Source organism: Paenibacillus sp. FSL L8-0494 (genome assembly GCF_038003695.1).
Taxonomy (GTDB): domain Bacteria; phylum Bacillota; class Bacilli; order Paenibacillales; family Paenibacillaceae; genus Paenibacillus_AQ; species Paenibacillus_AQ odorifer.
This window is the reverse complement of record NZ_JBBOPQ010000001.1, coordinates 6,378,898-6,391,173: the sequence shown is the minus strand read 5'-3', so window position 1 is coordinate 6,391,173 and position 12,276 is coordinate 6,378,898. Positions and strand designations below refer to the sequence as shown.

At 46.2% G+C, this 12,276-nt stretch carries 10 protein-coding genes; all 10 read left to right on the top strand.

The genetic code is table 11. From position 1 onward, the window contains the following. The first annotated feature begins 67 nt into the window (after positions 1-67). Entirely contained in the window at positions 68-1,123 is a 1,056-nt protein-coding gene (gene argC / locus NYE35_RS28890) for an N-acetyl-gamma-glutamyl-phosphate reductase (protein WP_076212557.1), read from the top strand. A gap of 20 nt (positions 1,124-1,143) precedes the next feature. Beyond that, positions 1,144-2,376, top strand: a complete 1,233-nt coding sequence (gene argJ, locus NYE35_RS28885) for a bifunctional ornithine acetyltransferase/N-acetylglutamate synthase (protein WP_076273703.1) — start codon at positions 1,144-1,146, stop codon at positions 2,374-2,376. A gap of 41 nt (positions 2,377-2,417) precedes the next feature. Next, on the top strand, positions 2,418-3,248 hold the full coding sequence (argB, locus tag NYE35_RS28880; protein WP_076099670.1) for an acetylglutamate kinase: 831 nt from the start codon (positions 2,418-2,420) through the stop codon (positions 3,246-3,248). A gap of 69 nt (positions 3,249-3,317) precedes the next feature. Beyond that, a complete protein-coding gene (locus NYE35_RS28875) occupies positions 3,318-4,604 on the top strand; it encodes an aspartate aminotransferase family protein (protein ID WP_341122312.1) in 1,287 nt (428 codons plus the stop codon). Continuing rightward, the gene (gene argF, locus NYE35_RS28870) at positions 4,601-5,569 is read left to right on the top strand and encodes an ornithine carbamoyltransferase (RefSeq protein WP_036678521.1); all 969 of its coding nucleotides are present in this window, start codon (positions 4,601-4,603) and stop codon (positions 5,567-5,569) included. Before NYE35_RS28875 ends, argF begins: the two co-directional genes overlap by 4 nt. A gap of 292 nt (positions 5,570-5,861) precedes the next feature. Further along, entirely contained in the window at positions 5,862-7,097 is a 1,236-nt protein-coding gene (locus NYE35_RS28865) for an argininosuccinate synthase (RefSeq protein ID WP_036678522.1), read from the top strand. Between the two features lie 94 nt (positions 7,098-7,191). Further along, positions 7,192-8,607: an argininosuccinate lyase gene (gene argH, locus NYE35_RS28860; RefSeq protein WP_341122311.1), complete on the top strand. Its 1,416-nt coding sequence runs from the start codon at positions 7,192-7,194 to the stop codon at positions 8,605-8,607. A 137-nt stretch (positions 8,608-8,744) separates the two neighbouring features. After that, positions 8,745-9,944, top strand: coding sequence for a phosphoenolpyruvate hydrolase family protein (locus NYE35_RS28855; protein WP_341122310.1), 1,200 nt, complete (start codon positions 8,745-8,747; stop codon positions 9,942-9,944). 150 nt (positions 9,945-10,094) lie between these two features. Further along, positions 10,095-11,303: a Tm-1-like ATP-binding domain-containing protein gene (locus tag NYE35_RS28850; RefSeq protein WP_341122309.1), complete on the top strand. Its 1,209-nt coding sequence runs from the start codon at positions 10,095-10,097 to the stop codon at positions 11,301-11,303. A 43-nt stretch (positions 11,304-11,346) separates the two neighbouring features. After that, positions 11,347-12,183 carry a phosphoenolpyruvate hydrolase family protein gene (locus NYE35_RS28845; protein ID WP_042192344.1) on the top strand — a complete coding sequence of 279 codons (837 nt, stop codon included), beginning with the start codon at positions 11,347-11,349 and terminating at the stop codon, positions 12,181-12,183. Positions 12,184-12,276: the final 93 nt, after the last annotated feature.

Genomic DNA, 12,276 nt, shown 5'->3' with positions numbered 1-12,276 from the left:
AATACATATTTCTAAGACGGTATGCATTATATTATTTATTATAATTCATGATAAGCAGGAAGTGGGGATGACAGTGGAAGGCAAGCTGAGAGCGGCGATTGTTGGATCAACGGGTTATGGGGGCGTAGAGCTGATTCGGCTGCTACAAAGTCATCCTAAGGTAGAGATTACTTCGGTAATTTCCTCATCAAGTGCAGGGGATGCTATAGAGGAAGGTTTTCCGCATTTGACGGGCATCATTGATCGAAGGCTGGATGGCGTTGACCCGGCTCAGATGGCTGAGCGGGCGGATGTGGTATTTACGGCGACGCCGTCGGGTGTGAGCGCAAAGCTGGTACCGCAGCTGCTGGAAGCTGGACTTAAGGTCGTGGATCTGTCCGGTGATTTCCGATTGAAGGATGGTGCAGAGTATGAGCACTGGTATAAACATCCGGCTCCGGCTGATGAATATCTAGAGCAGGCTGTATACGGACTTTGCGAGGTGTTTGGAGAGCGTGCGGCTGGGGTAGATTTTATATCTAATCCAGGCTGTTATCCTACAGCTACACTTCTTGGACTAATTCCTGCAATTCAGGCAGGTTGGATTAAACACGACAGTATTATTATTGATGCTAAATCAGGAGTTACTGGAGCAGGACGCGGAACAAGCCTGATGGTGCATTATGCAGAGATTAATGAGAACTTTAAAGCTTATAAAATCAATAAGCATCAACATATACCAGAAATTGAGCAGACGCTCACAGAGGTTGCTGGAGAAAAGGTAACGGTAACGTTCACCACACATCTCGTGCCGATGAGCCGGGGAATTATGAGTACGATGTATGCAGGGATGATGGACAATTATACGGAGCAGGATTTTGTGAATTTATACCGTGAATATTATGCGGGCCGGCCATATGTGCGGGTGCGTGATGTAGGTGTGATTCCGGCGACAAAAGAAGTTAGCGGCTCTAATTATTGTGATATCGGATTTGCAACAGATACTCGTACAGGGCGGGTGACCATAGTCTCCGTCATTGATAATGTTGTAAAAGGTGCGGCAGGGCAGGCAATACAGAACCTTAATTTGATGATGGGATGGGAGGAAACCCTTGGCCTCGGCTACACACCTGTGTATCCATAAGGATCAGCGGTACAAATAATATGAGCGAGATTGAGTTATTTACCACCTTGGAGGGTGGAAGTATCACTTCACCTAAGGGTTTTAAGTCCGGAGGATTGCATTGTGGATTAAAAAAAACAGATCGCAACGATCTCGGAGTGATTCTGTGTGAAGTTCCGGCAACGGCTGCGGCTGTGTATACGACGAATGTTTTTCAGGCGGCTCCGCTGAAAGTGACTCGCGAAAGCCTTTCGAACGGAGTATTGCAGGCGGTTATCGTGAACAGCGGGAATGCCAATGCCTGCACAGGCGAACAAGGCGAAGCAGATGCTTATGAGATGCGCGCTGCTGCGGCTCAGCATTTAGGTGTGGCCGTTAATGATGTGGCTGTTGCTTCGACTGGAGTTATCGGTGAACTGTTGAAAATGGACTGCGTACGTAACGGGATTACTGCAATACCAGAGAAGCTGGACGGAGGAGCTGTTGGCGCGGAGGAATTCTGCCAAGCTATTCTTACCACCGATTTAGTTAAAAAAGAGATTGCCGTGAAGGTGCTCGTTGGCGGTGTAGAAGTTACAATTGCCGGAGCTGCAAAGGGCTCAGGGATGATTCATCCTAACATGGCTACGATGCTTGGCTTTATGACCACAGATGCTGATATTGCAGCGGAGGATTTACTTAGTCTTTTGCGTTCAGCTACGAATGTTACTTTTAATATGATTACAGTCGATGGAGATACTAGCACCAATGATATGTTAGTGTCGATGGCGAGTGGGCTTGCCGGTAATGAGAAGCTGACACGGCTGCATCCGGATTGGGACGCTTTTGCTGCTGGATTCACTTATGTGTGCCAGACGCTTGCCAAAGCGATTGCTCGAGATGGCGAAGGTGCAACTCACCTGATTGAGGTTCAAGTGAATGGGGCTGTTCATGATGAGGCGGCGGCAGCGATTGCTAAGACAGTGGTTGGTTCTAGTCTAGTGAAATCTGCTATTTTTGGAGCGGATGCGAACTGGGGGCGGATTATTGCTGCGGTTGGGCGCGCGGGTGTTCCGGTATCGCCGGAGCATGTGAACATTTCGTTAGGGGATATTGAGGTGCTTTTGCACTCGAAGCCAATTGCTTTTGACGAGGAAAAGGCTTTGGCCTATTTGCAAAAAAGTGAAACTGTGCTGATCACTGTGGATCTGCATGATGGAAGCGGAAAAGCAACGGCTTGGGGCTGTGACCTAACTTACGATTATGTGCGTATTAACGCTGCATATCGCACTTAATTTATGGCGTGTTAAGCCCAAAAGGGAAGGATATCGATTATATGACGCTAAATAGCGAGCTTGAACTTATAGATGCTTTAGATGGTAGTGGGTTGTTTGTAATGAAATGCGGCGGCAGTACGCTTGCGGCTCTACCTGATTCTTTTTTTGAGGATTTGCGAGATTTGCAGGAGGAGGGCATTCAGCCAGTAATTGTTCATGGTGGAGGGCCAGCCATTTCTGAGAATCTAGCGAAACTGGGCATTGAAAGCAGCTTTGTGAATGGCCTGCGAGTAACCACCGAGGAAGTACTAGATGTTGTAGAGATGACCCTGGCAGGGAGTATAAACAAGGCGATTGTCCGGCGAATTCAAGGGAGCGGCGGTCTAGCTCTGGGGCTTTCGGGCATCGATGGGAATATGATCCTTGCTAAACCAGTAGCGAACAGCGCCGAAGTAGGTTTGGTAGGAGAAGTAACGGAAGTTAAGGCTGAGATCGTAACTGGTATTGTTGGGATGGGTTATATTCCTGTCATTGCACCTATCGGAGTAGATGCAGCAGGTCAGCGCTACAATATTAACGCAGATACGGCAGCAGGGGCAGTTGCTTCCTATGTGGAGTCTCCCAAAATGATCGTCGTCACAGATGTGCCAGGCATCATGAGTACAGTGGAAGGTGAAAAGATTGTGCTTCCCTCCGTTACTGTACAGGAAATCGAAGCCTTGATCGAAAGTGGGGAAATCTACGGTGGCATGATCCCCAAAGTGCGGGCAGCTATCGATTGCATTCAGGGCAGCGTATCAGAGGTTATCATTGTGGATGGAAAAGAACCACGGGTGCTTAGTCGAGTACTGCAAGGTGAAGCGATAGGTACACGTATTATTCGTTCGTAGAATCATAGATGAATACAAATTAGAGGCGCAGCCTGTTCACAGGAGCAGCCGATGGGAGAGTGACTTAGAATGAGCAAGCTTACACAAGCGGAGTTGGATTCGCAAGCAGGGGCACAGCAGACCGATACAGTAGGATCAGGTACACCGGATGTTGCAGCAGGCAAGCTGAGTGCAGTGTTCCCTTCTTACGCCAGATATGATATCAGCCTAGTTAAAGGCAAGGGTACCTGGGTATGGGATGATAAAGGCAATAAGTATCTGGATTTCACCAGTGGATTGGCTGTGACCAGTCTAGGTCATGCTCCTGAAAAAGTCGGCGCTAAGCTGAAGGATCAGATTGATACGCTCTGGCATGTCTCGAATCTGTTCCATATTCCGGGACAAGATAAAGTTGCCAACCTTCTGACAGAGAATAGCTGCGCTGATCAAGTATTTTTCTGCAATAGCGGGGCAGAAGCGAATGAGGCTGCTATTAAGCTGGCCCGCCGTTACCATCAGAAGATTAAAGGTGTCGACCGTTATGAGGTTATCACATTCGAACAATCCTTCCATGGACGTACACTGGCAACACTAACAGCTACAGGCCAGCAAAAGGTAAAAGAAGGCTTCCTGCCGCTTCCAGCAGGTTTCAAGACCGTACCCTTGCATGATCTCCCAGCGTTAGAAGCTGCTATCGGAGATCATACAGCTGCTATCATGCTGGAGATGGTACTTGCAGAGGGTGGCGTGCTTGAGGTAGAACCTGAGTTCTTGAACGCTGTAGTGGCCTTGTGTAAGAAACACGGATTGCTTCTGATTGTAGATGAAGTACAGACAGGTATGGGACGTACAGGCAAGCTGTTCGCTCATCAGCATTATGGAATTGAACCGGATATTTTCACCTTGGCAAAGGGGATTGCTAGCGGGTTCCCGGCAGGTTTAATGCTTGGCAAAGGATATTTGCGTGAAGCCTTCTCAGCGGGCAGCCATGCGTCCACCTTCGGGGGAACACCGCTAGCAACAGCTGTTATGGCAGCGACGATTGAGACGATGCTGGAAGATGAGCTTCCACAGCGCGCCGAAGATATGGGTAAATATCTGACAGGTCTTTTGAAAGAGAGGCTGGTGGACTGTTCTTTTGTGAAGGATATCCGTGGTAAAGGACTGTTGATCGGGATTGAATGTCAATCCTCAGTAGGCGATATTGTACTGGCTGGACAAAAGAAAGGCCTGTTGTTCGTGACAGCCGGTCCTAATGTTCTTCGTCTGCTGCCTAATCTATATGTAAGCAAAGAGGAGATCGACCAAGCGGTGGACATCCTATGCGAACTCATTCATACTTATGCTAAACAAGCAAACGGGGAGGTAAGCTCATGAGTCAGGGCGTACAGAGTAACAAGCACACCATTGCGCAGCAACTGAAAGGCCGTGATTTACTGGAGCTGAACGATTACAGCCCGGAGGAAATTACGTATCTGATTGATTCGGCGATTGAGCTTAAGAAGAAGCAGAAAAATGGCGAAGAATTTCAGCCGCTGAAGGGGAAAACGATTGGTCTTATTTTTGAAAAATCCTCTACACGTACGCGTGTGTCGTTTGAAGTTGGAATGTATCAGCTGGGAGGGCATGCCCTATTCTTGAGCAAAAATGATATCCAGCTTGGACGCGGAGAAACCGTTGGAGATACAGCGCAAGTAATGTCGCGTTATCTCGACGGGATTATGATCCGTACCTTCGGCCATGACAAGGTTGAAGATCTCGCTCGTTATGCTTCTATTCCCGTAATCAACGGTCTTAGCGACCTGGCACATCCTTGCCAAGTGCTGGCGGATTATCAAACGATTTATGAGCACAAAGGAAAGCTCAAAGGCCTGAAGCTGGCTTACATCGGCGATGGCAACAATATGGCGCATTCCTTAATGATTGGCGGAGCTAAGCTGGGCGTGGACGTATCTATCGCCGGACCGGAAGGTTATGAGCCAGATGCAGCGGTTGTCGCAGAAGCTCGTGAGATCGCTAAAGAAACCGGAGCGAAGATTGTGGTCACTCGCAGCCCGCAAGAAGCTGTACAAGACGCTGACGTCATCTATACAGATGTATGGGCGAGTATGGGCTTCGAGGAGGAGCAAAAGGCACGTGAAGCGGCATTCAAGGACTATCAGGTCAATGAGGAGCTTGTAAAAGGCGCTAAGAGCGATTATCTCTTCCTGCACTGCCTGCCAGCCCACCGTGAGGAAGAGGTCAGCACAGGCGTAATTGACGGCCCTAACTCGGTGATCTTTGATCAGGCTGAGAACCGCCTGCATGCGCAAAAAGCTTTAATGGCTGCGTTGATGAGTTAAGGAATTTAAAAAATATAAAATATAAATCACTATATAAATTGAATTAATGTTGGGCGAAGTTAGACTTTGGACGATGGAGTAATGGAGCGGAATTTTTGGAACTGTAGGAGCGTAGCGTTCGCCTTTATCATCAGATTTCATCCGCACAATGCGGTTTGAAATAAAAGAAATCTGATGATAACAGCGACCGGAAGTCCAAATATTCAGTGTAATTGCGATTTATCGTCAGAGTGCTGGCAAAGGCACGTTTATTTTAATTTATATAGCCCACACGAAAGGAAGTTGCCACACCATGGCTAAAGAAAAAATTGTACTCGCCTATTCCGGCGGATTGGATACATCCGTTATTTTGAAATGGCTTAAAGAAACCTATGACGCGGAGATCATCGCCTTCACAGCCGATATCGGCCAAAAAGAAGAGCTCGACGGTCTGGAGGAAAAAGCACTTGCTACTGGCGCATCGAAAGTATACATCGACGATCTGCGCGATGAGTTCGCTAGCGATTTCATCTACCCGATGTTCCAATCTGGCGCACTTTATGAAGGCCAATACTTGCTCGGAACTAGTATTGCTCGTCCATTGATCGCTAAGCGCATGGTAGATATCGCCATCGCTGAAGGCGCAACGGCTATCGCGCACGGCGCGACAGGCAAAGGGAACGACCAAGTCCGTTTCGAGCTTGGCGTAGCTGCATTGGCTCCGAACATCAAGGTGATCGCACCTTGGCGTCTAGAAGAGTTCCGCAATCAATTCCCAGGTCGTGCGGAAATGATCGCTTATGCGGAAGCTAATGATATTCCGGTACAAGCCTCTGCGGCGAAGCCGTATTCGATGGACCGTAACTTGCTGCATATCAGCTATGAGAGCGGCGTACTGGAAGATCCTTGGTTTGATCCAAGTGCACCAGAGAACAAAGGAATGTTCCTACTGAGCAATGCTCCTGAGGATGCTCCGGATGAAGCGGAATATTTGGAGCTCGAATTCGTTAAGGGAGACTGCGTAGCCCTGAATGGGGAGTCTTTATCACCCCTTCAAGTTATGGAGAAACTGAATGATCTAGGTGGTAAACACGGCATCGGACGTGTAGATATGGTTGAGAACCGTTTTGTCGGCATGAAGAGCCGCGGCGTGTATGAGACTCCAGGTGGAACGATCCTGTTCGTCGCTCATCGCAAAATGGAATCCATCACGATGGACCGTGAAGTGATGAACCTGCGTGACAGCCTGATCACTCGTTACAGCACTTTGGTGTATAATGGTTTCTGGTTCGCTCCAGAGCGTATCGCACTGCAAGCTCTTGTAACACAGAGCCAACAAAATGTAACGGGTACTGTTCGTCTTAAACTGTACAAAGGCAACATCATCGGCGCTGGAGTGAAGAGCCCAGTCAGCCTGTACAATCCTGAGATTGCAACGATGGAAGCTGATCCTACACAAGCTTATGATCAAGGGGATGCCACTGGTTTTATCCACTTGAACGCTTTGCGCCTTAAAGTTTCTACAGGTGTAAATGGAGCTTCTAAATAGTACGATAACATATACTTAAACGGGCAACCCCGAAGGCCGTTCCTCCCGTCAGGATAGGAGCGGCCCTCTGGCGTCCAAGAGGAGGAAACAACAGGTGAGCAAGCTTTGGGGCGGACGGTTTACTAAAGGAACGAACAAGCTGGTGGAGGAATATACGGCTTCCATTGGCTTTGATAAGGCTTTGGCCAAAGAGGATGTGCAAGGCAGTCTGGCACATGTCACGATGCTGGGCAAATGCGGAATCCTTCCACAAGGAGACGTGGAAACAATCAAACAAGGTCTGAACAAAGTGCTGGACAAGGTCAATGCTGGAGAGGTTGTTTTCTCAGTATCGGATGAAGACATCCATATGAATATTGAAAAACATCTGATCGAGGAAATCGGTCCAGTTGGTGGTAAGCTGCACACAGGACGTAGCCGTAACGATCAAGTGGCGACGGACATGCACCTTTACTTACGTGGCCGTGTAGTTGAGCTAGTTAGTTTGCTGCATGAGCTGCAGGAAGCTTTGATCGAACAGGCAAAAGACAATGTGGAGACCATCATCCCTGGTTATACGCATTTGCAACGGGCACAGCCGATCCTGTTTGCTCACCACCTGTTGGCTTACGTATCGATGTTCCGCCGCGATGCAGAACGTCTGACGGACAGCTACAAACGGATCAACGTGCTACCACTCGGAGCAGGAGCGCTTGCTGGAACGACCTTCCCGATTGACCGTCATTTTGTAGCGGAACAACTGGGTTTTGACAGTGTGTATGAGAACAGTCTGGATGCTGTCAGCGACCGCGATTTCATCGTGGAGTTCTTGGCGAATGCTTCCCTTATCATGACACATCTATCCAGACTCAGTGAGGAACTGGTCCTGTGGAGCAGCACAGAGTTCAGCTTTGTAGAACTGGATGATGCTTTCTGCACAGGCAGCAGCATTATGCCGCAGAAGAAGAACCCTGACGTACCAGAACTGGTACGGGGCAAAACAGGCCGTGTTTACGGCAACCTGATTGGTTTGCTGACGGTGCTGAAATCATTGCCACTGGCGTACAACAAGGATATGCAGGAAGACAAAGAAGGCATGTTCGATACGGTTACTACGCTGACTGGTGCACTACAATTGTTCGCACCGATGATCTCCACTATGAAGGTGAACAAAGGTCGTATGCGTGAAGCTGTGAACACGGATTTCTCGAATGCAACGGATATCGCCGACTTCTTGGTAGGCAAGGGTCTTCCTTTCCGCCAAGCGCATGAAGTAATCGGGAAAACGGTACTCTACTGTATCAATGAAGGCAAGTTCCTCTTGGATCTGACGCTGGAAGAGTTCAAGCAATTCTCACCGCTTTTCGACGAGAATATCTATGCTGTTCTTCAGCCGGAGGCTGTAGTTAACGCTCGTAACGTTTATGGCGGCACAGCAACCGTTCAGGTGAAGGCTGCAATTGAACGGGCGGAGCTGGCATTGCACGAAGCTAATGAATGGGTTGTACAACACGGGGATGCTATATTGTAAACCGTATCAATATCAAATCTCGCCTCAGACCTTTATAGGTGGCAGGCGGGATTTTTTTTATTATCTAAATGAACTATGACTGGATTAGCAGTATTCTTTACGGTTATCCTTAGGTTAGGATAGGAGGGTTCGTAGATATGAACAGAAAGCAAACCCTAGACGAGCTTAGATCGGAATTAAAAGTAGGCAATCATATTATTGGAGTAGCCACCGGTGCTGGTATAACGGCAAAGTATGCGAAGCAGGGTGGAGCTGATTTCATTCTGATGTTAAACTCGGGTAAATTTCGCCAGATGGGGAGGAGCTCTCTCGCTGGTATTTTACCATTTTGTAATAGCAATGATATGGTGATGGACTTTGCATCTAGAGAGATCATACCGTTGGTCAGAGATATCCCTATTATTTTTGGCCTCAATGCAACTGATCCGACAAAAGATATGGAATCCTATATAAGTGAAATAAAGAATAGAGGCTTTGCCGGCATTAATAATTACCCCACGGTTGGTTTAATAGATGGTCAATTTGGAGAAGCGCTCGAAGAAGAGGGGAATGGTTATCTACTTGAAGTAGAAGCCATAAGAATAGCCCATGAGAAGAATTTGTTTACCATTGCTTTTGTATTTGACGAAATCCAGGCAGCACAGATGATTGAGGCTGGAGCGGATATTATTTGTGCCCATCTAGGTCTAACAGAAGGCGGGTTATTAGGCGCTAAGAAAGTATTCTCTCTGGAAGCTGCCAAGGTTAAAGCGGACAAGATATTTAATACATGCAATGAGCTAAAGCCAGATTTAATTAAGCTGGTTTACGGTGGTCCGGTGAAAACGCCAATTGATGTGCAATATATGTACAGCAATAATCAAAACTTGATGGGATATATCGGAGGCTCTGCTTTTGAAAGAATTCCATCGGAGAAGTCCATTACGAATATAACCAAAGCTTTTAAAGTGTCGGGGACGCTGGATGAAGATGATTTTATGGTCAAAATGTTAGATGGCATCACAAAGCACTATGATTATGTTGAATTTGTAAAAGAATACGTAGCTCAAAATTATAGGAATGAGATCTTGTTTGCAGATTTAGCTAAGGTGGCACATGTATCCCGAAGTTACTTGAGTAGTTTGTTTACCAAAAAAGTAGGCTGCAGCTTTCAAACGTATCTCGTGCAATTTCGGATGGATAAGGCGGCGGAAATATTACATAGAGACCATATCCAGTTATCTGAGCTAGCGCCATTAGTTGGATACCAGGATTATGCGCAGTTTAGCAAAATGTTCAAGAAGTATAAAGGGTTCTCTCCAAAACAATATAAATCTAACATAAACACAAAAACATAAGACATAAAAGCGTTTTCATCCATAAATCAAAGAAGTATGATTAACTCATAAGTTGATCATGCTTTTTTGAAATATAAGAAAGCATAAGTTTCACATTATACATTATGCTTATATTTCTTGTTGCAGATATTTGAAGAGGAGGTTGAAGAAATGAAGACGATTGCTATTGCCGGAACTTTTGACACCAAGGGTGAAGAATATCTCTACATTAAAAATTTATTGGAAAGCTTGGAGCTGGGTACGTTTACAATTCATACAGGTGTGTTTGAGCCCACTTTTACACCGGATATCTCTAATAGAGAAGTAGCAGCAGCCGCGGGTGTAAGTATAGATGAGCTCGTTGCCAAAAAAGATAGAGCACTAGCAACAGAATTATTAACCAAAGGTATGGAAAAATTAGTACCTGAATTATATAAGCAAGGCAAATTTGATGGAATTATCTCCTTTGGGGGCACTGGAGGCACTTCACTTGTAACACCGGGTATGCGGGCATTACCTATTGGTGTACCTAAAGTGATGGTTTCGACCGTAGCTTCAGGGAATACTGCTCCATATGTAGGCACTAGTGATATTGTCATGATGCCATCCGTAGTGGATGTTGCCGGACTGAACTCTATTTCAACAAAGATTTTTACAAACGCAGCTTTCGCCATCGCCGGTATGCTTAAATTTGAGAATAAACAAGTGATAGAGAAAAAACCATTAATAGCTACAACAATGTTTGGGGTAACAACCCCCTGTGTGACGGCAGCCCGTAACTATCTTGAAGCTAGAGGATATGAAGTGCTTGTATTCCATGCAACAGGTGTAGGTGGCCAGTCCATGGAAGCGCTAATCGAGGCTGGTTTTATTGAAGGTGTATTGGATCTGACCACAACAGAATGGGCGGACGAAATTATTGGCGGCGTGCTGAATGCTGGACCTCACCGGTTAGAAGCTGCTGGTAAACATCATATCCCACAGGTTGTCTCGGTAGGCGCGCTTGATATGTGCAACTTTGGCCCTTATGATACGGTACCAGCCAAATTTGCTGTACATAAGTTTTATAAACACAATCCAACAGTTACTCTGATGAGAACAACAGTAGAAGAAAATGAAGCCATCGGCAAAAAGCTTGTCGAGAAATTAAATATGGCCAAAGAGAAAACGGTGTTAATGCTGCCGCTTAAAGGGATATCTGGCATTGATGTCGCAGGGGAAGCTTTTTATGGGGTAGAGGAAGATCAAATGTTATTTGATACCTTAAGAAATGGTGTAAACAGAAATGTTGTCGAGGTTATCGAAATGGATTGTGCCATTAATGATGTGGAGTTTGCAGAAGCAGCAGCGCAGAAGCTAATAGATCTCATGAGCAAATAAGATTTTTATAAGATAAATAAATATTTAAATGGAGGCGTTACACATGAACAAAAATACAAGAACTGAAATCATGGCGAAGTTTAGAGAAGAAGTGGCAAATGGAAAGATTCTTTTAGGCGTGGGAGCCGGCACAGGAATTACTGCGAAAAGCAGTGAAGCTGGCGGAGCAGATATGCTGATTGTTTATAATTCAGGAAGATACAGAATGGCAGGCCGTGGATCACTGGCGGGGTTATTATCTTATGGGGATGCCAATCAAATAGTAGTCGAAATGGGCTCGGAGGTATTGCCTGTTGTAAAAAACACCCCTGTATTAGCAGGCGTATGCGGAACAGATCCATTTAGAGTAATGGAGGTTTATTTAAAACAACTTAAGGAACAAGGTTTTAGCGGCGTACAAAACTTCCCAACTGTAGGTTTGATCGATGGCGTATTCAGACAGAATCTAGAAGAGACCGGTATGGGATATGGTTTAGAAGTAGATATGATTAGAGCTGCGCATGAATTGGATATGCTCACCACTCCTTATGTATTTGATCCTGAGCAAGCAAAAGCCATGGCAGAAGCCGGCGCAGATATTTTGGTGGCACATATGGGCTTGACTACCAAAGGTACAATTGGAGCTAAGACTGCTCTGACATTGGATGATTGTGTAGAAAGAATCGAAGCGATTATTAAAGCAGGGAAAGCAGTAAATCCAGATATTATGGTGATTTGTCACGGCGGACCGATTGCAGAGCCAGAAGATGCGGCGTACGTAATTGAACGGACAGAAGGCATAGACGGATTCTTTGGTGCATCGAGTATTGAAAGATTTGCTGCTGAAAAAGGAATCACAGAACAGACTGGATTATTTAAAAAAATCACCAAACAAGCATAATTGCCTTCGGCGTCCTTATAAGGACGGTAAGCAATTAAGCGAGAAGAACCCTCCGAAGAGGGCAATCTGAGTAGAACAGATATTAAGGTGCAG

Bases quoted from the DNA above. Each gene is read 5' to 3' on its own strand.
- argC (WP_076212557.1), top strand. From the start codon at position 68: ATGACAGTGGAAGGCAAGCTGAGAGCGGCGATTGTTGGATCAACGGGT.
- NYE35_RS28845 (WP_042192344.1), top strand. From the start codon at position 11,347: ATGAACAAAAATACAAGAACTGAAATCATGGCGAAGTTTAGAGAAGAA.
- NYE35_RS28855 (WP_341122310.1), top strand. From the start codon at position 8,745: ATGAACAGAAAGCAAACCCTAGACGAGCTTAGATCGGAATTAAAAGTA.
- NYE35_RS28875 (WP_341122312.1), top strand. From the start codon at position 3,318: ATGAGCAAGCTTACACAAGCGGAGTTGGATTCGCAAGCAGGGGCACAG.
- NYE35_RS28865 (WP_036678522.1), top strand. From the start codon at position 5,862: ATGGCTAAAGAAAAAATTGTACTCGCCTATTCCGGCGGATTGGATACA.
- argJ (WP_076273703.1), top strand. From the start codon at position 1,144: ATGAGCGAGATTGAGTTATTTACCACCTTGGAGGGTGGAAGTATCACT.
- argB (WP_076099670.1), top strand. From the start codon at position 2,418: ATGACGCTAAATAGCGAGCTTGAACTTATAGATGCTTTAGATGGTAGT.
- argF (WP_036678521.1), top strand. From the start codon at position 4,601: ATGAGTCAGGGCGTACAGAGTAACAAGCACACCATTGCGCAGCAACTG.
- NYE35_RS28850 (WP_341122309.1), top strand. From the start codon at position 10,095: ATGAAGACGATTGCTATTGCCGGAACTTTTGACACCAAGGGTGAAGAA.